This is a genomic window from Paragemmobacter kunshanensis (genome assembly GCF_011059185.1).
Lineage (GTDB): Bacteria > Pseudomonadota > Alphaproteobacteria > Rhodobacterales > Rhodobacteraceae > Paragemmobacter > Paragemmobacter kunshanensis.
In genome coordinates this window covers 34,135-56,888 of the sequence record NZ_JAALFE010000014.1, presented here as the reverse complement: position 1 = coordinate 56,888, position 22,754 = coordinate 34,135, and the positions used below count along the sequence as shown (strand labels likewise).

The 22,754-nt window shown below is 64.6% G+C and carries 22 protein-coding genes; 12 read left to right on the top strand and 10 right to left on the bottom strand.

Going from position 1 to position 22,754, the window contains the following annotated elements:
- Positions 1-47: 47 nt before the first annotated feature.
- The 4 genes from G5V65_RS14425 (at position 48) to G5V65_RS14410 (ending at position 4,692) form a co-directional block, all read left to right on the top strand.
- The gene (locus tag G5V65_RS14425) at positions 48-1,268 is read left to right on the top strand and encodes an MFS transporter (RefSeq protein ID WP_165051371.1); all 1,221 of its coding nucleotides are present in this window, start codon (positions 48-50) and stop codon (positions 1,266-1,268) included.
- Positions 1,269-1,329: 61 nt separating this feature from the next.
- Positions 1,330-1,905 (top strand): DUF924 family protein, encoded by a 576-nt coding sequence (locus G5V65_RS14420; RefSeq protein WP_165051369.1) that lies wholly within the window; start codon positions 1,330-1,332, stop codon positions 1,903-1,905.
- 124 nt (positions 1,906-2,029) lie between these two features.
- Positions 2,030-3,424, top strand: a complete 1,395-nt coding sequence (gene lpdA, locus G5V65_RS14415; protein ID WP_165051367.1) for a dihydrolipoyl dehydrogenase — start codon at positions 2,030-2,032, stop codon at positions 3,422-3,424.
- A 104-nt stretch (positions 3,425-3,528) separates the two neighbouring features.
- Positions 3,529-4,692, top strand: coding sequence for an MFS transporter (locus tag G5V65_RS14410; protein WP_165051365.1), 1,164 nt, complete (start codon positions 3,529-3,531; stop codon positions 4,690-4,692).
- Here G5V65_RS14410 and G5V65_RS14405 read toward each other — a convergent pair.
- A complete protein-coding gene (locus G5V65_RS14405) occupies positions 4,677-5,012 on the bottom strand; it encodes a rhodanese-like domain-containing protein (RefSeq protein ID WP_165051362.1) in 336 nt (111 codons plus the stop codon). The two genes, G5V65_RS14410 and G5V65_RS14405, sit on opposite strands and share 16 nt — an antisense overlap.
- A gap of 198 nt (positions 5,013-5,210) precedes the next feature.
- Here G5V65_RS14405 and uvrA point away from each other — a divergent pair, with 198 nt between their 5' ends.
- Positions 5,211-8,069, top strand: coding sequence for an excinuclease ABC subunit UvrA (uvrA, locus tag G5V65_RS14400; protein ID WP_165051513.1), 2,859 nt, complete (start codon positions 5,211-5,213; stop codon positions 8,067-8,069).
- 71 nt (positions 8,070-8,140) lie between these two features.
- Here the strand turns inward: uvrA and G5V65_RS14395 are convergent, their stop codons facing one another.
- The 3 genes from G5V65_RS14395 to G5V65_RS14385 all read right to left on the bottom strand — a co-directional run bounded on the left by G5V65_RS14395 (position 8,141) and on the right by G5V65_RS14385 (position 10,702).
- Positions 8,141-8,347 (bottom strand): YgaP family membrane protein, encoded by a 207-nt coding sequence (locus tag G5V65_RS14395; protein ID WP_165051360.1) that lies wholly within the window; start codon positions 8,345-8,347, stop codon positions 8,141-8,143.
- 99 nt (positions 8,348-8,446) lie between these two features.
- Positions 8,447-9,085: a Crp/Fnr family transcriptional regulator gene (locus tag G5V65_RS14390; RefSeq protein ID WP_165051358.1), complete on the bottom strand. Its 639-nt coding sequence runs from the start codon at positions 9,083-9,085 to the stop codon at positions 8,447-8,449.
- Positions 9,086-9,202: 117 nt separating this feature from the next.
- Positions 9,203-10,702, bottom strand: a complete 1,500-nt coding sequence (locus tag G5V65_RS14385; protein WP_165051356.1) for a CoA-acylating methylmalonate-semialdehyde dehydrogenase — start codon at positions 10,700-10,702, stop codon at positions 9,203-9,205.
- Between the two features lie 103 nt (positions 10,703-10,805).
- Here G5V65_RS14385 and G5V65_RS14380 point away from each other — a divergent pair, with 103 nt between their 5' ends.
- From G5V65_RS14380 to coaD, 3 genes are all read left to right on the top strand, one after another.
- Positions 10,806-11,693 carry a LysR substrate-binding domain-containing protein gene (locus G5V65_RS14380; protein ID WP_165051353.1) on the top strand — a complete coding sequence of 296 codons (888 nt, stop codon included), beginning with the start codon at positions 10,806-10,808 and terminating at the stop codon, positions 11,691-11,693.
- A gap of 50 nt (positions 11,694-11,743) precedes the next feature.
- Positions 11,744-12,178: a CBS domain-containing protein gene (locus G5V65_RS14375; protein ID WP_165051351.1), complete on the top strand. Its 435-nt coding sequence runs from the start codon at positions 11,744-11,746 to the stop codon at positions 12,176-12,178.
- A gap of 90 nt (positions 12,179-12,268) precedes the next feature.
- The gene (gene coaD, locus G5V65_RS14370; protein WP_165051349.1) at positions 12,269-12,760 is read left to right on the top strand and encodes a pantetheine-phosphate adenylyltransferase; all 492 of its coding nucleotides are present in this window, start codon (positions 12,269-12,271) and stop codon (positions 12,758-12,760) included.
- Between the two features lie 59 nt (positions 12,761-12,819).
- Here coaD and G5V65_RS14365 read toward each other — a convergent pair whose 3' ends face one another.
- The 5 genes from G5V65_RS14365 to gap (G5V65_RS14345) form a co-directional block, all read right to left on the bottom strand.
- On the bottom strand, positions 12,820-12,981 hold the full coding sequence (locus G5V65_RS14365) for a hypothetical protein (RefSeq protein ID WP_165051347.1): 162 nt from the start codon (positions 12,979-12,981) through the stop codon (positions 12,820-12,822).
- Positions 12,982-13,106: 125 nt separating this feature from the next.
- Positions 13,107-15,665, bottom strand: coding sequence for a cation:proton antiporter (locus G5V65_RS14360; protein WP_165051345.1), 2,559 nt, complete (start codon positions 15,663-15,665; stop codon positions 13,107-13,109).
- Between the two features lie 93 nt (positions 15,666-15,758).
- Positions 15,759-16,760 (bottom strand): type I glyceraldehyde-3-phosphate dehydrogenase, encoded by a 1,002-nt coding sequence (gene gap / locus G5V65_RS14355; RefSeq protein ID WP_165051342.1) that lies wholly within the window; start codon positions 16,758-16,760, stop codon positions 15,759-15,761.
- 96 nt (positions 16,761-16,856) lie between these two features.
- Complete coding sequence (locus G5V65_RS14350) at positions 16,857-17,000, bottom strand: hypothetical protein (RefSeq protein ID WP_165051340.1); 144 nt, start codon at positions 16,998-17,000, stop codon at positions 16,857-16,859.
- A 10-nt stretch (positions 17,001-17,010) separates the two neighbouring features.
- Complete coding sequence (gene gap / locus G5V65_RS14345) at positions 17,011-18,015, bottom strand: type I glyceraldehyde-3-phosphate dehydrogenase (protein WP_165051338.1); 1,005 nt, start codon at positions 18,013-18,015, stop codon at positions 17,011-17,013.
- Between the two features lie 195 nt (positions 18,016-18,210).
- Here gap (G5V65_RS14345) and G5V65_RS14340 point away from each other — a divergent pair, with 195 nt between their 5' ends.
- On the top strand, positions 18,211-19,185 hold the full coding sequence (locus tag G5V65_RS14340; RefSeq protein ID WP_165051336.1) for a DUF808 domain-containing protein: 975 nt from the start codon (positions 18,211-18,213) through the stop codon (positions 19,183-19,185).
- Between the two features lie 53 nt (positions 19,186-19,238).
- Here the strand turns inward: G5V65_RS14340 and tkt are convergent, their stop codons facing one another.
- The gene (tkt, locus tag G5V65_RS14335) at positions 19,239-21,254 is read right to left on the bottom strand and encodes a transketolase (RefSeq protein WP_165051334.1); all 2,016 of its coding nucleotides are present in this window, start codon (positions 21,252-21,254) and stop codon (positions 19,239-19,241) included.
- A 213-nt stretch (positions 21,255-21,467) separates the two neighbouring features.
- Between tkt and G5V65_RS14330 the strand changes: the two genes are divergently transcribed.
- Genes G5V65_RS14330 through G5V65_RS14320 form a run of 3 tightly spaced genes read left to right on the top strand, consistent with a single transcriptional unit; the run spans position 21,468 to position 22,708 of the window.
- A complete protein-coding gene (locus G5V65_RS14330; RefSeq protein WP_165051332.1) occupies positions 21,468-22,016 on the top strand; it encodes a hypothetical protein in 549 nt (182 codons plus the stop codon).
- On the top strand, positions 22,009-22,377 hold the full coding sequence (locus G5V65_RS14325) for a cell division protein ZapA (protein ID WP_165051330.1): 369 nt from the start codon (positions 22,009-22,011) through the stop codon (positions 22,375-22,377). Before G5V65_RS14330 ends, G5V65_RS14325 begins: the two co-directional genes overlap by 8 nt.
- The gene (locus tag G5V65_RS14320) at positions 22,355-22,708 is read left to right on the top strand and encodes an MliC family protein (RefSeq protein WP_165051328.1); all 354 of its coding nucleotides are present in this window, start codon (positions 22,355-22,357) and stop codon (positions 22,706-22,708) included. Before G5V65_RS14325 ends, G5V65_RS14320 begins: the two co-directional genes overlap by 23 nt.
- Positions 22,709-22,754: the final 46 nt, after the last annotated feature.

The following is a 22,754-nucleotide window of genomic DNA, read 5'->3' as shown; positions in this document are numbered from 1 at the left end:
CTCATCTCCTGACGGCCTGACCCGCTTCCTCTCTTTCCGGTGTTCCGATGATCAAGGTTCTCTCCACCTCCTGGCCGCTTCTGCTGGGTGTCATGCTCCTGATGGTGGGCAATGGCATCCAGGGCACGCTCTTGGGGATCCGGGGCGCGATCGAGGGCTTTTCGACCTTCGAGATATCGCTTGTCATGTCGGCCTATTTCGCGGGGTTCCTGCTGGGGTCGCAGCTTGCGCCCTCGATGATCCGCAAGGTGGGGCATGTGCGCGTCTTCGCGGCGCTCGGCTCGCTCATTTCGGCGGTGCTGGTCGTCTATCCCGTCGCCGCCGACTGGATGGTCTGGACGGCGCTGCGCGTGCTGTTCGGCTTCTGCTTTTCCGGCATCTACATCACCGCCGAAAGCTGGCTGAACAACGCCGCCACCAACGAGACGCGGGGCCAGGCGCTTTCGGCCTACATGATCGTGCAGATGGTGGGCATCATCGCAAGCCAGGCCATCTTGAACGTGGGCGATCCGTCGGGCTTCGTGCTGTTCGTGATCCCGTCTGTCCTTGTTTCGCTGGCCTTCATGCCCATCCTGCTGGCCCCGACGCCCGCGCCGACCTTCCAGACGACCAAGGGCCTGTCCTTCCGCGAACTTTTCCGCATCTCGCCCCTGGGCTGCGTGGGCATGCTGCTGACGGGCGGGGTCTTTTCGGCGATGTTCGGCATGGCCGCTGTCTGGGGCGCGATGGAGGGGCTTTCGGTCCGCGACATCTCCATCTTCGTGGGTGCGCTCTATGTCGGCGGTCTGGTCCTGCAATATCCCATCGGCTGGATGTCCGACCGGATGGATCGCCGCCTGCTGATCACCGGCCTTTCGGGGATTGCTGCCGTGACCATGCTGATCGCGGGGCTCGCCGATCTGCCCTTTACCGCCTATCTGGTTGCGGCCCTTCTTCTGGGCGGGATCACCAATCCGGTCTATGCGCTGCTGATCGCCTATACCAACGACTTCCTCGCCCAGGATGACATGGCCGCCGCCAGCGCCGGGATGATCTTCCTGAACGGCTTCGGGGCGATCTTCGGCCCCATCGTCACGGGCTGGATCATGGGGCAGGTGGGCTCTGGCGGGTTCTTCCTCTTCATCTCGGCGCTCTTCTCGCTGCTGACGGCCTATGCGCTTTGGCGCATGTCGCGTCGTGCCGCGCCCGCGGGCACCGCGCCTTCGGCCTTCCTCGTGCCCACAGCATCGCCGGTGGCCGCCACCGCCGTGATCGAAAAGGACCGCTAGGCAAAGGTTGCGCCGCCCGGCTTTCCCTGCCACCCTCGGGGGAAAAGGGAAGGAGGTCCCGATGTCGGACCCTGTCGAACTGCTCGATTTCTGGTTGGGCGAGATCGGCCCCGAAGGATGGTATGCCGGCGGGGACGAGATCGACAGCATCTGCCGCGACCGCTTTGGCGATCTCTGGCAGGCGGCGCGCGATGGCAACCTCGATCACTGGATCGACGGCACGGTCGGCACGCTCGCCTTCCTGATCCTGACCGATCAGCTGCCGCGCAACATGTTCCGCGGCACAGCCGACAGTTTCGCCACCGATCCCCTGGCCCTTGCCGCGGCCCGCACCGCCCTTGCCGCGGGCTGGGACATGGGCGCGCCGGAACCCGAGAGGCAGTTCTTCTACATGCCCTTCGAGCATTCCGAAGACCCCGATGATCAGGCCCGCGCCGTGCAGCTGATGGAGGAACGCCTGTCATCCGATCCCGAAATGGCCCTGCATGCCCGCGCACATCAGGCCATCATTGCCCGTTTCGGCCGCTTTCCCCATCGCAACGCCGCCCTTTCCCGTTTCAGCACCCCGGCCGAGCAGGACTGGCTTGATGCCGGCGGCTATGGGGCCGAGGTGCGGCGCCTGATGGGGCAGGGGTGATCCGCCGCGCCGTTGATCCGCGGCAGCCATGCGCCTGGCGCATAGGCCCCCGGCGCGCCCTGCGTTGCTTGGATGCGGAAAATGGTTTAAGGCCAAACCAATTTCTTTGAGGGAGGAAACACGCATGGCCGCAGCCTATGATGTGATCGTGATCGGTGCCGGTCCCGGCGGCTATGTCGCCGCGATCCGCGCCGCGCAACTGGGGCTGAAGACGGTCATCGTCGAACGCGAACATCTTGGCGGCATCTGCCTGAACTGGGGCTGCATCCCGACCAAGGCCCTGCTGCGCAGCGCCGAGGTGTTCCACCTGATGCACCGCGCCAAGGAATTCGGGCTGAAGGCAGACGGGATCGGCTATGACCTGCCCGCCGTCGTGGCACGCTCGCGCGGGGTGGCCAAGCAGCTTTCTTCCGGCATCGGCCATCTGATGAAGAAGAACAAGATCGCCGTCGTGATGGGGCAGGCCACCGTCACCGCCAAGGGCAAGGTTTCTGTGAAGACCGACAAGGGTGTCGAAGACCTCACCGCCCCGCACATCATCCTGGCCACCGGCGCCCGCGCCCGCGAATTGCCGGGGCTGGAGGCGGATGGCGATCTGGTCTGGACCTACAAGCACGCGCTGCAACCCAAGCGGATGCCGAAAAAGCTGCTGGTCATCGGATCGGGCGCCATCGGCATCGAATTCGCGTCCTTCTTCAACACGCTGGGCGCTGATACGACGGTGGTCGAGGTGATGGACCGCATCCTTCCCGTCGAGGACGCCGAAATCTCCGCCTTCGCGAAGAAGCAGTTCGTCAAGCAGGGGATGAAGATCCTTGAAAAGGCGGGGGTGAAGAAGCTGGACCGCAAGCCGGGCGTGGGCGTGACCGCGCATATCGAAATGGGCGGCAAGATCGAAACCCACGACTTCGACACGGTGATCTCTGCCGTGGGGATCGTCGGCAATGTCGAAAACCTCGGGCTGGAGGCGCTGGGGGTCAAGATCGACCGCACCCATGTGGTGACCGACGAATATTGCCGCACGGGCGTCGAAGGGCTTTACGCCATCGGTGACATCGCGGGCGCGCCGTGGCTGGCGCACAAGGCCAGCCATGAAGGGGTGATGGTCGCCGAACTGATCGCGGGCAAGCATCCGCACCCGATCAAGCCGAACTCCATCGCGGGCTGCACCTATTGCCATCCGCAGGTGGCCTCGGTCGGCCTGACGGAGGCCAAGGCGAAAGAGGCGGGTTATGACATCAAGGTCGGCCGCTTCCCCTTTATCGGCAATGGCAAGGCCATCGCGCTGGGTGAATCGGAAGGCATGATCAAGACCGTCTTCGATGCCAAGACCGGCGAACTCCTTGGCGCGCATATGGTAGGCGCCGAGGTGACGGAGCTGATCCAGGGCTATGTCGTCGGCCGCGCGCTGGAGACGACCGAGGAAGACCTGATGAACACCGTCTTCCCGCATCCGACCCTGTCCGAGATGATGCACGAAGCGGTGCTTGACGCCTACGGCCGCGCGCTGCACTTCTGACGCAGCGCCCGGTTCCGGGCCGGGGAGGGGGGCTGTCTGCCCCCCACGGGCCGCCTTGCGGCCCTCCCCCCGAGGATATTTGAGAACAGATGAAGGGGCAGGGGATGCGCGCTGTCGTGACGGTGATCGCCCTCTGGCTTGCAGGGCTTGGATCGGCTGCGCAATTCGGCAAGCTGTCCTTTGCCTTTGATCTGATGGCCGCGCGCTATCCCGAACAGGGGGCCGCGGGCATCGGGTTGATCGTCTCCATCGTCGGCATCGTGGGGCTGATCTTCGGAACGACCTCGGGCCTTCTTGTCGCCCGCATCGGCCCGCGCCGCGCCATCGTGGCGGCACTGGTGCTGGGGGCGGCGGTCTCGGCTCTGCAGACATTGCCGCTGCCTTATGCCCTGCTGATCCTGACCCGTGTCTTCGAAGGGGTCTCGCATCTGGCCATCGTCGTCGTCGGCCCGACCATGATCGCGGGCATCGCCCCGCCCCGCCATCAGGGCCTGGCCATGACCCTGTGGAGCAGTTTCTTCGGTGTCACCTATGCGCTTCTTGCCCTGATCGCCCCGCCGCTGCTGCAGGGCGGCAGTATTGCGGCGCTGTTTCTTGGCCATGCGGGCTGGATGGCGGTGCTGGCAGTGGTGCTGGTGGCGCTGCTGCCCCCTGATCCCGTCGCGCCGGCCTTGCCCTCAATCGGCGGATTGATCCGGCAGCATGGCATCATCTATGCCTCGCCCCGCATTGCCGCGCCGGCGATGGGCTTTGTCTTCTACACCGCGATCTACGTCGCCTTGCTGACGCTGCTGCCGCCGCTCCTGCCCGAAGACCAGAGGGCATTGGCCGCCGCCGGGATGCCGCTTGTCTCCATCGCCGTCTCGCTGACGCTGGGTGTCTGGGGGCTGCGCCATGTCAGCGCGGTGCAGATGGTGCAGGCGGGCTATGCCGTCGGGCTGCTTGCCACGCTGCTGCTCTGGTTGGCCTGGGGCCAGGGCATGGGGGCGCTTCTGGCGGCCTTTGCCCTTGCCGGGGCCATGGGCATCGTCCAGGGGGCCAGCTTCGCCTCGATCCCGCAACTGAACGACACCGCCGAAGACCGCGCCCGCGCCTCGGGGGCGGTGGCGCAACTGGGCAATGTCGGCACCACGACAGGCACGCCCGTCCTTGCGCTGATGATCGGCGCGATGGGGCCTGTGGGTTTGATCGTCTTTGTCCTGCCGCTCTGCGCTGCCGGGATTGCGCTGCACGCCCTGCAGGCGCGCCGCCGTCAGGCGTGGCGCTGAACCGGGCCGCCGCAGCCGCACCAATCGCCGAAGCCGCCGATATTCACGGCCTCATGCCCGAACTGCGTCAGCAGGGCCACCGCCCGACCCGCCCGCGCGCCCGCCGCGCAGAACACCGCGACCGGCTTTCCGGCGAGGCGCTTGTCATAGTCCGGTGCCCGCGGATCGGCTTTCAGCGGCAAGAGACCGAGCGGGATATGCACCGCCCCCTTCGCCGTGCCCGATTGGGACAGCTCGCCCGACTCGCGCACATCCAGAAGCACGATCTGGCCCTTTGCAGCCATGTCGATGGCCTGCGGAATGGAAGTGATGGGGGTCATGGCTGCGCCTTCTGACAGGATTCTCTGCCGGAATAGATATGCAAAAAAACGAATATGTAAAGAGGGAAACGCGCAGGCCTGATCGGGCGGGGCAGTGCGACGGGCAAACTGCTGGTGTTCACCTAATGTTCACATTTTTGGATTGGAGACTCGCGCGACATGGCCTATCTGTCGTCCATTCCTCTGGGGGATCGGGGCATGGCCGAACAGAAGTTCATCGAGGTGCGCGGCGCGCGCGAACACAATCTGAAAGGCGTGGATGTCGATATCCCGCGCGATCAGCTTGTGGTGATCACCGGGCTTTCGGGCTCTGGCAAGTCCTCGCTGGCTTTCGACACGATCTATGCCGAAGGGCAGCGCCGTTATGTCGAGTCGCTCTCGGCCTATGCGCGGCAGTTCCTCGACATGATGGGCAAGCCGGATGTCGATCATATCTCGGGCCTGTCCCCCGCCATCTCCATCGAACAGAAGACCACGTCGAAGAACCCCCGTTCCACCGTCGGCACGGTGACCGAGATCTACGATTACCTCCGCCTGCTTTTCGCCCGCGTCGGCACCCCCTACAGCCCCGCCACGGGCCTGCCCATCACCGCGATGCAGGTGCAGGACATGGTGGATGCCGTCATGGCCATGCCGGAAGGGACGCGCGCCTATCTGCTGGCCCCGATCGTCCGCGACCGGAAGGGGGAGTACAAGAAGGAATTCCTCGACCTGCGCAAGCAGGGTTTTCAGCGCGTCAAGGTGGATGGGCAGTTCTACGAACTGGAAGAACCCCCGACGCTCGACAAGAAATTCCGCCACGATATCGACGTGGTCGTCGACCGGATCGTCGTGCGCGAGGGGCTGGAGACGCGCCTTGCCGACAGCTTCCGCACTGCACTCGACCTTGCCGATGGCATTGCCATCCTCGAAACCGCGCCGGCCGAGGGCGAGCCGGAACGCATCACCTATTCGGAAAACTTCGCCTGCCCCGTGTCGGGCTTCACCATTCCCGAAATCGAACCGCGCCTCTTCTCCTTCAACGCGCCCTTCGGCGCCTGCCCGGCCTGTGATGGGCTGGGGGTGGAGTTGTTCTTCGATGAACGCCTCGTCGTGCCCGATCAGGGCCTGACGCTCATGCAGGGGGCGCTGGCCCCCTGGGCCAAATCGAAAAGCCCCTACTTCACGCAAACGATCCAGGCCCTTGCAAAGCATTACGAATTCGATGCCAAGAAAAAGTGGAAAGACCTGCCTGCCCATGTGCATCAGGTATTCCTTCACGGATCGGGGGATGAAGAGATCCGCTTCCGCTATGATGAAGGCGGCCGGATCTATGAGGTCAGCCGTGTCTTCGAAGGCGTCATCCCCAACATGGAACGCCGCTATCGCGAAACTGACAGCGCATGGGTGCGCGAGGAATTCGAACGCTACCAGAACAACCGCAACTGCGGCACCTGCCACGGATACCGCCTGCGGCCCGAGGCGCTGGCGGTCAAGATCGCGGGCCTGCATGTGGGCGAGGTTGTCCGCATGTCGATCAAGGAGGCCTTCGCCTGGATCGGCACGGTTCCCGACAGCCTGTCGAACCAGAAGAACGAAATCGCCCGTGCGATCCTGAAGGAAATCCGCGAACGCCTTGGATTCCTTGTAAATGTCGGCCTCGACTACCTGACGCTTTCGCGAAATGCCGGCACGCTGTCGGGCGGGGAATCTCAGCGCATCCGTCTGGCGTCTCAGATCGGGTCGGGACTGACGGGCGTCCTTTACGTGCTGGACGAACCCTCCATCGGCCTGCATCAGCGCGACAATGATCGCCTGCTGACGACGCTGAAGAACCTGCGCGATCAGGGCAATACCGTCCTCGTCGTGGAACATGACGAAGACGCGATCCGCGAGGCGGATTACGTCTTCGACATCGGCCCCGGCGCGGGCGTCCATGGCGGGCGCGTCGTCAGCCACGGCACGCCCGAACAGGTTGCCGCCGATCCGGTCAGCCTGACGGGGCAATACCTTTCGGGCCAGCGCGAAATCGCCGTGCCGAAGACCCGCCGCAAGGGCAGCGGCAAGAAACTGACGGTCGTCGGCGCGACGGGTAACAACCTGAAAGACGTCACCGTCGACTTCCCGCTTGGCAAATTCGTCTGCGTGACCGGCGTGTCGGGCGGGGGGAAATCCACGCTCACCATCGAAACGCTGTTCAAGACCGCTGCCATGCGCCTGAACGGCGCGCGGGAAACACCTGCACCCTGCGAGACGATCAAGGGCTTCGAACATCTCGACAAGGTCATCGACATCGACCAGCGCCCCATCGGGCGCACCCCGCGGTCCAACCCCGCCACCTATACCGGCGCCTTCACCCCGATCCGCGACTGGTTCGCGGGCCTGCCCGAGGCGAAGGCGCGCGGCTATCAACCCGGCCGCTTCTCCTTCAACGTGAAGGGCGGGCGGTGCGAGGCCTGCCAGGGCGACGGCGTCATCAAGATCGAGATGCACTTCCTGCCCGATGTCTATGTCACCTGCGAAACCTGCAAGGGTCATCGCTACAATCGCGAGACACTGGAAATCAAATTCAAGAACAAAAGCATAGCTGACGTTCTTGATATGACCTGTGAAGATGCGCAGGGCTTCTTTGCCGCCGTTCCGGCGATCCGCGAGAAGATGGACGCGCTCTGCCAGGTCGGCCTCGGCTATATCAAGGTCGGCCAGCAGGCCACCACCCTGTCAGGGGGCGAGGCGCAGCGCGTCAAACTCTCCAAGGAACTGTCGCGCCGGGCGACGGGGCGCACGCTCTATATCCTTGATGAACCGACAACCGGCTTGCATTTCGAGGATGTGCGCAAGCTTCTTGAAGTGCTGCATGAACTTGTCGAACAGGGAAACACGGTTGTCGTGATCGAACACAACCTTGATGTCATCAAGACCGCCGACTGGATCATCGACATCGGCCCCGAAGGTGGCGATGGCGGCGGGCAGATCGTTGCCGAAGGCACGCCCGAGGATGTGGCAAAGGTGGAACGCAGCCATACCGGGCGCTACCTGAAGGACATGCTGAAACCGCGTCGCGTGGCGGCGGAATGAAAGACGCCGCCCTGCCGGGCGGCGTTCAATTTTCTTCGAAGAAAATTGCAAATTCCTTCAAAGGAATTTGGTCAGACCTTCTTCATCGGGCAGGTCGACAGCCCGAGGATGGAATACAGCGGGCAAGACGACATCAGCCCCGTCGCCAGCGGCACGATGCCGATCAGATAGGCCCAGCGATAGGCGCCTTCGGTGTTCAGGAAGAACCCTGCGAGCAGCGCCAATCCGACAACGATCCGAAGCACACGGTCAATGCCACCGACATTCTTCTTCAACATGATGGTTCCCTTTCCTGTCTCTTGATCCCGGTTTCTCCGGTTCGTGGACCAAATATAGCGAATCATGCATGTCTTGTCTGTGATAAGGTCACGCGGCCCCTAGTGGCCGCGCGCCCGGCGCAGTGCGGCTTCGTCGCGCAGATGCACTTCGCCGCGTTCGGTGGCCACCCAGCCCGCCTTGGCAAAGCTGTCGAGCTTGCGCGACACCACCTCGCGCGCCGATCCGATCCGGGCGGCAATCTCGGACTGCGTGGCGCGCACGACGCCCCCTTCGGCCAGGTCCAGCAACGCCCCGGCCAGCCGCGCCTCCACCCGGCCGAAGGCGACTGATTCCAGAAGCCGTGTCAGATCCGCCATGCGCTGCCCGAAAGACCGCAGGACAAAGCCGCGAAAGGCCGGATCGCGATCCATCAGGCGCAGGAAAAGCGGCTTGGGGATCGTCACCACCTCGGCCTCGCTGACGGTGGCCGCCGTGCCGCTATAGGGCTCATCTCCCAGCAGGCCCAGCGTCGTCTGGATGCAGCTTTGCCCCTGTTCCACCGCGTAAAGCAGGATCTCGCGCCCCGATGGCCCCGTCAGATAGACCTCTACCCGCCCGGCCAGCACCAGAGGAAAGCCCTGCGCGCGATCCCCGGGGGCAAACAGATCCAATCCCTTCGGCAGGGATCGCCTCTGCAGCGCCGCCAGTTCCCCGCGCGTTTCCGGCATGATCGCGCCCAGTCCGGCCATCCAGTCCATCTTCCACCCCTTACCCGCTTTTCCGGCAGTCAACCGCGCCCGGCAGGCGCGATCAAGGGGCCAATGAAAACGGGCCGCGCGATGCGCGGCCCGGCTCCGTTTCGCCCGACGACAGGCTCAATCCATCGGCTTGAAGTTCAGGCTCGCGCCTTCCTTGATCCCCGACGGCCAGCGCGAGGTGATGGTCTTCGTCCGCGTGTAGAAGCGGAAGGCGTCCGGCCCGTGCTGGTTCAGGTCGCCGAAGGCCGATTTCTTCCAGCCGCCAAAGGTGTGATAGGCCAGCGGCACCGGGATCGGCACGTTGATCCCGATCATCCCCACATTGACCCGCGCCGCAAAATCGCGCGCCGTGTCGCCGTCGCGGGTGAAGATCGCGGTCCCGTTGCCATATTCATGGTCCATCGCGTAACCCAGCGCCTCTTCATAGGTCTTGGCGCGGACGGTCGACAGCACCGGCCCGAAGATCTCTTTCCGGTAGATGTCCATATCCGTCGTCACATGGTCAAACAGATGCGGGCCGACAAAGAAGCCGTCCTCGTATCCCTGCAGCTTGAAGTTGCGGCCATCGACCACCAGCTTCGCGCCCTGGGCCACGCCCGAGTCCACCAGCCGCAGGATGTTCGCCTGCGCCGCCGCCGTGACGACGGGGCCGTAATCCACATCATTGCCAGCGGTATAGGGGCCGACCTTCAGCTTCTCGATCCGGGGGATCAGCTTCTCGATCAACCGATCCGCCGTTTCATCCCCCACCGGCACCGCGACCGAGATCGCCATGCACCGCTCGCCCGCTGCGCCATAGCCTGCGCCCACCAGCGCATCGGCCGCCTGATCCATGTCGGCATCCGGCATGATGATCATGTGGTTCTTCGCGCCGCCAAAGCACTGCACGCGCTTGCCGTTCGAACAGCCGCGCCCATAGATGTATTCCGCGATCGGGGTGGATCCCACAAAGCCGATGCCGGAAATGATCGGGTTGTCCAGGATCGCGTCGACCGATTCCTTGTCGCCGTTGATCACCTGCAGCACGCCATCGGGCAGGCCCGCCTCCTGCATCAGTTCCGCCAGCATCAGGGGAACCGAGGGATCCCGCTCCGACGGCTTCAGGATGAAGGCATTCCCGCAGGCCAGGGCGGGGCCCATCTTCCACATCGGGATCATCGCCGGAAAGTTGAAGGGCGTGATCCCCGCCGCCACGCCGATGGGCTGGCGCATCGAATACATGTCGATCCCCGGACCCGCGCTGTCGGTGAATTCCCCCTTCAGCATATGCGGCGCACCGATGCAGAATTCGATCACTTCCAGACCGCGCTGGATATCGCCCTTGGCATCCGGGATCGTCTTGCCATGTTCCGAAGACAGCGCCTCGGCCAGCTTGTCCATGTCGCGGTTCAGCAGGCGGACGAATTCCATCATCACCCGTGCGCGGCGCTGCGGGTTGGTCGCGCCCCATTTCACCTGCGCCTTGGCGGCATCTGCCGTGGCGGCATCCAGTTCCGCCTTGGTCGCCAGCGCCACGCGCGCCTGCACCTCGCCCGTGGCCGGGTTGAAGACGTCGGCAAAGCGGCCCGACGTGCCCTTCACATGCTTGCCGTTGATCCAGTGACCGATCTCTTTCATGGGATCCTCCCTCAATGCGTTGCCATCACAATAGCCTTGCGGAAATGCTGGAAACAGGGGAAATGATTCAAACAGGCTTTGCAAAAATGCAGGACACCCGCGCGTGGACTGGGACGACCTTCGCATCTTCCTTGCCGTCGCCCGCAGCGAAAGCCTGTCGGGCGCGGGCAAGCGGCTGAAGATCGACGCCGCCACCGTGGGCCGCCGCATCGCACGTCTGGAAGATGCGATGGGCGCGCGGCTCTTTGCCAAATCGCCCCAGGGCTATGCCCTGACCGAGGAAGGCAATCGCCTGCTGCCCCATGCCGAACGCGCCGAATCCGCGCTGGACGGCGCGCGCGAGGCGCTTTCCGGCCCCGAGGGCCTGACCGGCCAGATCCGCATCGGTGCCCCCGATGGCTGCGCCAACTACCTGCTGCCGCAGGTGCTGGCCCGGATCTGCGATGCCAATCCGGGGCTTGAGGTGCAGATCGTGGCCCTGCCGCGTGTCTTCAACCTGTCCAAGCGCGAGGCCGATCTGGCCATCGCCGTCAGCCGCCCCACGGCGGGCCGCCTGACGGTGCAGAAGCTGACGGATTACCACCTCCACCTTGCGGCGCATCCCGATTACCTGTCCCGCGCCGCACCCATCGACAGCCCGGCCGACCTCGTTCATCACCGCCTGATCGGCTATATCCCCGACATGATCCATGACAAGGAACTGGACTACCTCGCCGAACTCGGCGCGCGCTCTGTCGCGCTGGCCTCCAATTCCGTCTCGGTCCAGCTGCATTGGCTGCGGGCCGGGGCTGGGGTGGGCGTGGTGCATGATTTCGCCCTGCCCACCGCGCCCGAACTGGTAAAGCTGATCCCGGGCCAGGTGGCCCTGACGCGCAGCTTCTGGCTGATCCGCCATGCCGATGACGGGCGCGTGGAACGGCTCAACCGTTTTGCCGATCTTCTGGCGCAGGGCCTGCGGGCCGAAGTGGCGCGCCTCGAATCCCTGACTTGACAGAATTTCCCCACGGGCCGACGCTTGGCCATCGGAAAGGGAGGTCCGCGATGCTTGTCCAGCAAATCCTAAAATCCAAATCGGATGATGGTGTGGTGACGGTAACCCCGGGAACGACCATTGCCGCCGCGGCCGAGATCCTGTCCTCGCGCCGGATCGGGGCGGTCATCGTCTCTCCCGATGGCAAGCGGGTTTCGGGCATCGTGTCGGAACGCGACGTGGTGCGGGAACTGGGCCGTCGCGGGCCGAATTGCATGGCCGACACCGTCGACAGCATCATGACCGCCAACATCGTCGGCTGCCGGCGCGACGAACAGGCGACCGAGGTTCTGCAGAAGATGACTGATGGCCGCTTCCGCCACATGCCCGTGATGGAGGGCACGCAGATGGTGGGGCTGATCTCCATCGGGGATGTGGTCAAGGCCCGTCTCACCGAACTCGCCATGGAGAAGGACGCGCTGGAAGGGATGATCAAGGGCTTCTGATCCGGCCCCGATTGCGTCGTTTTTGGGTCTTGCACTCATCCGCGCAATAATGTTGCGTGCATCCACGCCACCAGAGGGGGAAGCGGACCCATGCGCATCGGCCTTTATCCGGGCACCTTCGACCCGATCACGCTGGGGCATGTCGACATCATCCAGCGTGCCATGGCGCTTGTGGATCGGCTGGTCATCGGCGTGGCGATCAACCGCGACAAGGGCCCGCTCTTCACCCTGGAAGAGCGGGTGGCGATGGTCGAGGCGGAATGCGCCGCCATCACCGCCCGCACCGGGGGCGAGATCGTGGTGCATCCCTTCGAGAACCTGTTGATCGACTGCGCCCGCGACGTGGGCGCCACCGTCATCGTGCGCGGCCTGCGCGCGGTCGCGGATTTCGAATATGAATTCCAGATGGTCGGGATGAACCGCGCGCTCGATTCCTCGATCGAGACGGTCTTTCTCATGGCGGATGCCCGGCGTCAGGCCATTGCCTCGAAACTCGTCAAGGAAATCGCGCGGCTGGGTGGCGATGTCTCCAGCTTCGTCACCCCGCCGGTGCAGAAGGCCCTCGCGCGCCGCCTGGGCTGAAGAAACGCAAAAGGGGCCCGCAAAGGCCCCTGCGTTCCGTTCGCGGCCTGTCTCGTGGCTTACTTGCCGTAGATCGCGGCCCAGGCGATGCGATCGGCATCTTCCGGGAAGATCCCCAGATCAAGCGCCACATCGCGCGGCATGCGCGCGATCTCGTCGCGGGTCCGCCGATACAGGGCATGATTGGCGGCAGCGGTCTTCAGCGTTTCGAACAGTTTCATCTTGTCGTCCTTTCGGTCCTGCCAAGGGCTTTTCGGTTGTCCCTTCGACATGCCTGCAAGATGGGCGTGTTTGTTGGCGCTAACAACCGCCGGAAGAAGGATGCCGCCATGCACCTGATGCATGGCTAATCCGTCTGGCGCAAGCCTTCGCGCAGCCGCTCCATCAGGTGCCGTGCGGCCTTCGGGCCGGATGGCGCGGGTAGATCCACGATCACCCCGCGCTTTTCGGCACTGGCCTTCACCGCCGCCGCCAGATCCGGCACCTGCGCCATCAGCGCCACGAATTCCTGTTCCTGCAGCGTCAGCAGCATCGTATGGCTCAGCGCGCGCACCGTGGCCCGCCTTGGCCGCTTTTGCAGCACGGACAGATGACCGAACATCTCGCCCTGTCCCAACAGATGCCGCGTCCCCGCGATTTCCGCCTCGACCGCGCCCCGCGCCACGAACCAGACACGGTCGGGCAGGGCCTCCTTGCGCACCAGCACATCCCCGGGCGAGGCATAGACCGCCTTCATCCGCCGGGAAAGCTGCTTCAGCGATGCCTCGTCCAGCGCGGCGAACAGCACAAAGCCCCGCAGGATATCCACCCGCTGCACCGCCAGATCCAGCTTTGGCCGTGTCGCAAGCTTCGCCCGCTCTTCCGCGATGCGTTGCTGCAGCGACAGGCGCAGTTCCGGCCCGATCAGCCCATCCTGCGTCAGCTGGTCATATTCCACCTCCTCCTGCCGCAGTGCGAGGCGCCGGATCAGCCGCCGCTCCACTTCCTCGGCATAGCCGGGAAACTGGATGCGCAGCCCCTCCATCTCGCGGCCCGCCTCTTCCATCCGCCAGCGCAGAAGATCGGCCAGAAGGGCCGCCACCCGCTTGCCATGGATGCGCAGGATGCGCTTTTCGGTGAAGGTGATCAGAAAGCGCAGCATCTGCTGATGCGCCACCAGAAACTCGAACCGGTCCGCGATCAGGCTTTGCAACCCGGCGGTCAGCCGGAACCGGCTATGCGCCCATTCCGCCAGCCCCAGCATCCGGCCCCGCCGCAGCGCCCGCCGCGCCTGCCCGCGATAGCCGCCGCGCCCTGCTGTCCGCGTCGCCTCGATCAGCCGGTCCGCATCGGTCAGCATCCGCTCTGCCGTCCGGTCCGAGATGAAGCCGTCGCGAAAGGCGTCCAGCACCAGATCCCGCTCATGCCCCGCCATGGCGACAAGGCCCAGCGTCACGCGGTCCTTGTCCAGGATGTCCTGCGCCTCGTCGGCCTTGTCCACCGCGCGGTTCAGCCTTTCGCCAAAGCGCTTCGCCTCATCCCGGATGATTGCGGGCGTCAGGTCAAAGCTGCGCACGGTTTCGGCCACCGTCTCGCGCACATCCTGCAAGGCCACCGCGACCACCTGATCCGACAGCGCGCGATCCAGCGGCGACAACCGGTCCAGCCCCAGCCAGCCGATCAGCAGACGCAGCGTCGTCCCCTGCACCAAGAGCGTGAACAGCACGAAACCCGTCGCCACGATGCCCACCTGCCGCTTGATGTCGAAGGGAATTGCCGGGTTTTCCGTCACCGCAAGGGCCAGCGCCAGCGTCACCGCCCCGCGCAGGCCGCCCCAGAGGATGGCGATGCGATAGGGCCCCTCCACCCGGGGCGACAGCCGCGCCCAGGTCAGCAGCGGCAGCAGGCCCCACAGGATCATCGCCCGCGCGGCAAAGGCCGCCACCACCACCACCGCGACCAGCAGGAAATCCTGCGCCCCGGCCTGTTCCAGGGCGCTTGGTACCAGAAGTGCCGCCAGCACGAAGATCAATCCGCCTGCCCAATAGGACATCAGGTTCCAGGCCTCGCGCAGGAAAGACAGCGCAGGCGGCGCAAGGCGGCCGGGGGCCAGGAAATTCACTGTCATCCCCGCCACCACCGCCGCCACCACGCCCGATGCCGCAAGCATCTGATCCACGATCAGGAAGGTGGCAAAGGGCAGGGCAAAACTCACCGAAAGCTGGGCCAGCGGCCAGGGATTCATTGCCGCCATCGCCCACATTGCCGCCCGCGCCAGCACCCAGCCCACCGCAGCCCCCGCGCCGATCACCCAGGGCAGTTGCATCAGCACGCTCAGCGGTTCCGGCTGCGTCTCGCGCAGCACAAGCGCCGACAGGAAGACCGAAAACAGCGCAATCGCCGCCGCGTCGTTCAGCAGGCTTTCCCCCTCGACGATCCGCGCCAGGCGCTGCGGGGCAGGGGTGGCGCGAAAGATCCCCACCACCGCCGACGGATCGGTCGTCGAAACGATCGCCCCCAGCAGCAGGCAGGCCAGCAAGGGCAATTCCGCAAAGGGCATAAGGGCCGCCGCGATCACCAGCGTTGCCGCAAAGACCGCGATCACCGCCAGCGACAGGACCGGCACCCAGTCATCCATCAGCCGCCGCAGGTTCAGCGTCAGCGAAACCTGGAACAGAAGGATCGGCAGCAACACATAGATGAACACGTCCGAGGATATGGGAAGGCTCAGGATCGCCAGCGCCACGGGGTTCAGCGCATCGGTCACATCCGTTCGCCAGAACCACGCCGCGCCGGCCCCGATGGCCATGCCAAGGCCCACAAGGATCACCGGCACAGGCAGCCGCAGCCGCGCGGCAAGCGGCTCCGCCAGGGCGATGGCCAGGAACAGCCCGCTCAGAATCGCAATGACAGCAATCAGATCCATGAAAACCTAGATAACCATAAGCAGCGGAAACAAAAGCAAAGGCCGGTCACATGATATGACCGGCCTGCAACAAAGACGCGTGACGGGCTGAAATCAGATCAGCTTGCCCATCGCCACGGCCGTATCGGCCATCCGGTTCGAGAAACCCCATTCATTGTCATACCAGGACAGGATCGAAACGAAGGTGCCATCCATCACCTTGGTCTGATCCATGTGGAAGACCGACGAATGCGGATCGTGGTTGAAATCGGACGAGACATTCTTGAACTCGGTATAGCCGAGGATGCCCTTCATCGGCCCATCCGCCGCCGCCTTGATCGCCGCGTTGATCTCTTCCACGCTGGTCGCGCGCTTGGCGATGAACTTCAGATCCACGACCGAGACATTCGGCGTCGGAACCCGGATCGCGAACCCGTCCAGCTTGCCCTTCAGCTCCGGCAGCACTAGACCCACGGCCTTGGCGGCCCCCGTGCTTGTGGGGATCATCGACAGGGCGGCGGCGCGGGCGCGATACAGGTCCTTGTGCATCGTATCCAGCGTCGGCTGGTCGCCGGTATAGGAATGGATGGTCGTCATCATCCCCTTCTCGATACCCACCACCTCGTTCAGGACCTTCGCCACCGGCGACAGGCAGTTCGTGGTGCAAGAGGCGTTCGACACGACCACGTCATCCTTGGTGAGCGTGTGGTGGTTCACGCCATAGACGATGGTCTTGTCCGCCCCGTCGCCGGGGGCAGAGATCAGCACGCGCTTCGACCCGTTTTCCAGATGGGCCAGGCACTTCTCCTTGCTGGTGAAGATGCCCGTGCATTCCATCACGATATCCACATGGCCCCAGGGCAGGTCCGCCGGATTGCGGATCGCCGTCACCTTCATCGGCCCGCGACCCACGTCGATCCAATCCTCGCCCGTCGTCACCGTTGCCGGGAAACGGCCATGCACCGAATCGAAGCGCAACAGATGCGCGTTCGTCTCCACCGGACCCAGATCGTTGATCGCCACGACCTCGATATCGGTGCGGCCCGACTCGATGATCCCGCGCAGCACGTTACGCCCGATCCTGCCGAACCCGTTGATGGCGACTTTGACGGTCATGGCAATTCCTCCAATAGGGGTAAGGCGGCGAATCCGCCGCTCCGATAGCGCTAACATCCGCAGAACGGGTGAAAACACAACCCGACTCTCGCCGTGTCAGCGCCAGAATGCCAAGAATTCGATGAAGACGAAGAACTTTCTCATCAGAAAGAGCAGGGCCTCGCCGCCATTGGCGGCAAGATCCAGCACGACAAGTCCGATCAGGACGATCCCAAGCGCAAGCGCGATCCGGTCTGTCACGACCCCTCCTTCAGTGGAGGAGCCGCCCCATCACCCCGGCCACATCGGCCATCCGGCAGGAGAAGCCCCACTCGTTGTCATACCAGGCCAGCACGCGCACCGTGCGGCCGCCGACCACCTTGGTCTGGTCCGGGGCGAAGATAGACGAATGCGGCGTATGGTTGAAGTCGATCGACACCTTCGGTTCCGGGTCAAAGGCCAGCACCATGCCCATGTAACCCGCTGCCGCCTCGCGCACGATCTCGTTCACGTCCTGAACCGTCACCGACTTGCCCGCGACGAAGGTCAGGTCCACCGCGCTGACATTCGGCGTCGGCACCCGGATCGCCGTTCCGTCCAGCTTGCCCGCAAGCTCCGGCAGCACCTCGCCCAGCGCTTTGGCGGCACCCGTGCTGGTGGGGATCATCGCCATGGCGGCGGCGCGGGCGCGATACAGGTCCTTGTGCCGCCGGTCCAGCGTGGGCTGGTCGCCGGTGTAGGAATGGATCGTCGTCATTATGCCTGATTCAATCCCGATCGCGTCATTCAGGACCTTGGCCAGCGGTGCAAGGCAGTTCGTCGTGCAGGACCCGTTCGACACCACCAGATGCTCTGCCGTCAGGCTGCGATGGTTCACGCCGTAAACCACCGTCTTGTCCGCCCGCTTGGCCGGGGCCGACACCAGCACCCGCTTCGCCCCGCGTCCCAGATGCACCGCCGCCTTGTCACGGTCGTTGAACTTGCCCGTGCATTCCAGCACGACATCCACGCCTTCCCAATCCAGCTCTTCGGGATTGTAGGTCGACATCACCCGCATCGGCCCGCGCCCCAGATCCAGCGTATTGCCCTGCACCTTTACCGTGCCGGGGAACCGCCCATGAACCGAGTCGTATTTCAGCAGATGCGCATTCGTCTCGATGGGGCCCGTCGCATTGATCGCCACCACCTGCACGTCATTGCGGGCGCTTTCCGCGATATGGGCCAGCGTGCAGCGCCCGATGCGCCCGAAACCGTTGATGCCGATGGTGATGGTCATGCCTGCCGCTCCATGCCGTTGCATACCGTAGGATGCCTTGCGATTAACGAAGGGGGGCAGAGTCGAAAAGTCCAAAAGCGACACAAAATCAATATGTTAACGCAAACATCTGCGGTTTGCGCTAACATCTTCGGGGCTTTGCCAAATGGCCGCAGCCACGCTAGGAAGATCGAGCAAGGATGAAGGAAGATCTGCATGAGTGGTTTGCTTGCCCTTCTCGACGACGTGGCCGCCATCGCCAAGGTTGCCGCGGCTTCGGTCGATGACATCGCCGCTGCCGCCGCCAAGGCCGGGACAAAGGCCGCGGGCGTTGTGATCGACGATGCCGCCGTGACGCCGAAATACGTGCATGGCTTCTCGGCCGACAGGGAATTGCCCATCATCTGGCGCATCGCCCTCGGCTCCATGAAGAACAAGCTGATCATCCTTCTGCCCGCGCTTCTGGCGCTGGATCATTTCCTTCCCGCCGCCATCACGCCGCTTCTCATGCTGGGCGGGGCCTATCTCTGCTTCGAAGGGGCGGAAAAGGTCGTCCATGCGCTGGCGCCCCATGCCGATGACAAGGTCGAGGCCGATTTCGACACCGCCGATCCCGCCCATCTGGAGGAAGAGAAGGTCGCCGGTGCCATCAAGACCGATTTCATCCTCTCGGCCGAGATCATGACCATCGCGCTATCCACCATCGAAAGCCCAAGCTTCTGGCTGCAGGCGGTGACGCTTGCCGTGGTGGGCGCGCTGATCACCGTCGCCGTTTACGGTGCCGTGGCGCTGATCGTGAAGATGGATGATGTGGGCCTGCACATGGCCGCCACAGGCCGCAGCGGGGCAGGGCGCGCCCTTGGGCGCGGGCTGGTGCGGGGGATGCCGAAGCTGATGTCGGCGCTGTCGCTCATCGGCACGGCCGCCATGCTCTGGGTTGGTGGCAACATCGTCACCCATGGGCTTGAGGTGACGCATCTCTGGACCTGGCCCTATGAAACCATCCACCACCTCGCCGACGCCACCGCCGCTGCCATCGGCACGGCACAGGGTTTCGTCGCATGGGCAGTCACCGCCTTCTTCGATGGCATCTTCGGCCTGATCCTTGGCGTGGCGCTGATCCCGGTGGCGACCCGCATCATCGGCCCCGCCATCGCCGCCGTCACCGGAAAGAAGAAGGCCGCGCACTAGGCGCGGCCCAAATTTCTTCGAAGAAATTTGCAAAAATCTTCGAAGATTTTTGTTCAGAGCAGGGACTTCGCCACCGCCACGGCATTTTCCGCCGTGATGCCGAATTCCTTGTAAAGCCGCTCCATCGGGGCGGAGGCGCCAAAGGACGACATCCCCACGAAGCCGGCCTTCGCCTCCTTGCCGCGCTCGCCCAGCAGCCAGCGGTCCCAGCCCTGACGCACGCCCGCCTCGATCGCGACGCGCACCGGGCCACCCGGCAACACGCGCTTGCGATAGGCCTCGTCCTGCTGCGCGAAAAGCTCCATCGACGGCATGGACACGACGCGCGTGCCGATCCCCTCTGCCTCCAGCGCATCCCGCGCCTTCAGCGCGATCTCCACTTCCGACCCGGTCGCGATCAGGATCACCTGCCGCTTGCCGGTGGCTTCGGCCAGAACATAGGCGCCCTTGGCGACAAGGTTCTGGTTCACATGCGCCTTGCGCACGGCAGGCAGGTTCTGACGGCTCAGCGCCAGCACGGTGGGGGTGGATTTCTGCGTCAGGGCCACCTCCCATGCCTCTGCCGTTTCCACCATGTCGGCGGGGCGGATCACCAGCGTGTTCGGTGTCGCGCGGCTGATCGCCAGATGCTCGACCGGCTGGTGCGTCGGCCCATCTTCGCCCAGACCGATGGAGTCATGCGTCATCACATAGACCACCGGCAGCCCCATCAGCGCCGAAAGGCGCATCGACGGGCGCGCATAATCGGTGAAGCACATGAAGGTGCCGCCATAGGGCCGCACGCCGCCATGCAGCGCCATCCCGTTCATCGCCGCCGCCATCCCATGCTCGCGGATGCCGTAATAGACGTAGCGCCCCTTGCGATCCTCAGGCGTGAACACGCCCAGATCGGCCGTCTTGGTGTTGTTCGATCCCGTAAGGTCCGCCGACCCCCCGATGGTTTCCGTCATCACCGGATTGACCGCCGCCAGCACCTTTTCCGACGCCGCGCGAGTCGCCAGTTTCGGCAGGCTCTCCACCGCCGCCTTCTTCACCCCACGGATCACCGAGGCCAGCTTGGCCGGCGCCTCGCCTGCGAAGATCCGCGTGAACTCCGCCTGCTTTGCCGCCGACAGCGCCGCAAACCGCGCCTGCCATTCGGCATGGGCCGCAGCCCCGCGTTTGCCCTTGGCTTCCCATGCGGATTTCACATCCGCCGGGATTTCAAAGGCCGGATAGTCCCAGCCATAAGCCGCCTTCGCCGCCGCCATCTGCGCCGCATCCGTCAGCGCGCCGTGGCCCTTCGACGTATCCTGCGCCGCATGGCCCAGCGCGATATGCGTCTTGCAGGCGATCATCGTGGGCTTGTCCGACGCCTTCGCCGCCACCAGCGCGCGGTCGATATCCTCAGGGTCATGCCCGTCGCAAGACAGCACGTTCCAGCCAGAGGCTGCAAAGCGCGCCTTCTGGTCCGTCACATCGGCGATCGAGACCTTGCCGTCGATGGTGATGCCATTGTCATCCCACAGCACGATCAGGCGGCTCAGCTGCTGCTTGCCCGCCAGAGCAATCGCCTCCTGGCTCACACCTTCCATCAGGCAGCCGTCGCCCGCGATCACATAGGTATGGTGATCGACGATCTTCGCCCCCCAGCGCGCGCGCAGGTTTTCCTCGGCCATCGCGAAACCCACGGCATTGGCGATGCCTTGCCCCAGCGGCCCCGTGGTCGTCTCCACCCCGGCCACATGCCCGAATTCCGGGTGCCCCGCCGTAATCGCGCCCCACTGGCGGAAGTTCTTCACCTGTTCCAGCGTCATGTCGGCATAGCCGGTCAGGTAAAGCAGCGAATAGATCAGCATCGACCCATGCCCCGCCGACAGGATGAACCGGTCGCGGTTGGCCCAGCGCGGTGCTGCGGGGTCGAAGTTCAGGTGCTTCTCGAACAGGACAGTGGCCACATCGGCCATCCCCATCGGCATGCCGGAATGGCCCGAATTTGCGGCAGCCACCGCATCAAGCGTCAGGGTGCGGATCGCGCAGGCGCGCTTCCAGTGATCCGGGTGGCGGGCGCGGAGCGTCTCAATGTCCAAGGCCGTGGTCCTGTCTGATGAAGGGTGATTGCGGCCCCGCCTTAAGCAGTCCTCGGGGCAAGATCAAGCTGCCCGCGCAAGCCCTTGGGTGCAAAAGGATGAGTCGCGCCATATTCTTGCGCTACACTCCATGTCAGGGCAGGGTAGGACGATTCGCAGGCGGCCCGACGCCTGTGCAGGAAGATGGGCAAACCACGGATGAAGGGGACAACCATGCAGGATCTGGCCGATCTCGAACGCCGCATCGCGGCCGCCTTGCAAAGGATCGGCGACGGGATCGAGTCCCTGGCCATTGCCCCCCCGCAATCCGCGCCCAATACGGCCGCCCCTGATCGCGATGACGACCGGATCCACCAGATCGAGGCGGAACTCGCCGCCGTTCGGCGGGCCAATGCCGCCCTGCGCGACCGCGTCGCCGAACTGGAGGCGGCGGCAACCGCCGCCCCCGCCGAAACGCCCGCCGCGCCCCCCTCCGAAGAGACGGCCGCGCTGCAGGCCCGCATCGACAAGATGACCGCGCAACTTGATGTGCAGGGGCTTGAGATGCACCGCATGCGCAAGACCGTGGTGCAATTGCGCGAAAACCTGCGCGGCCTGCGCCGGGCCCAGGCGGCCAACCTAGCCGATCCCGAACAGATCAACCGCGCCATGATGGCCGAGCTTGAAGCCGTCCGCGTCACCCGGCTTTCGGAAGTGGCCGAAATGGATGAAATCCTCTCCGAACTCACCCCGCTGATCAAGGAAGAGCGCGCCGATGCCTGAACTCTCCATCACCATCGGGGGCCGCAGCTTCCCCGTCGCCTGCCAGGAAGGGGAAGAGCATTTCCTGCGCTCCGCCGCCGCCATGCTGGATGCCGAGGCGCAGCCCCTCATCGCGCAACTCGGCCGCCTGCCCGAGGCGCGGATGCTTCTGATGGCGGGCCTCATGCTCGCCGACAAGACCGCCGCCGTCGAGGATGAGATCCGCGCCCTCAAGGCCCGGATCGCCGAGCTGGAATCCCGCCCCGAAACCCGGGTCGAGGTGCCGGTGATCCCGCCGCAGGTGACCGAAACCCTTGCCGAGATCGCGGCCCAGGCCGAAGCGCTGGCCCAGCGCCTCGATGACGCGCAGTCCGGTCGCTGAGATGCAGCGCGCCGCCGCTCTCTCCCTGGCCCTGCTTGCCGGCCCGGCCCTTGCCGAAACCAGCGTGCAGAACATGACCTATCTCTGCGACCGCGATGTTCAGGTGCCGGTGGTCTATGTCACCGCCGATGACACCGCGCTTGTGGTCCTGCAGGTCGAAGGCAGCCAGATCCTGCTTTACAACGAAGCCGCCGCCTCTGGCGCGCGCTATGCGTGGCCGTCCGACGGGTCGGGCTATGTCTGGTGGTCAAAGGGGGCCGAGGCCACGCTCTTGTGGAAGGATGGCGAGGCAGGGACCGAAACCCCCATCCTCTCCTGCGCCCAGGGTTAGGCCGCATACCGCTTTCGATACGGTATGTCTTGCGGTATGCTGGCAC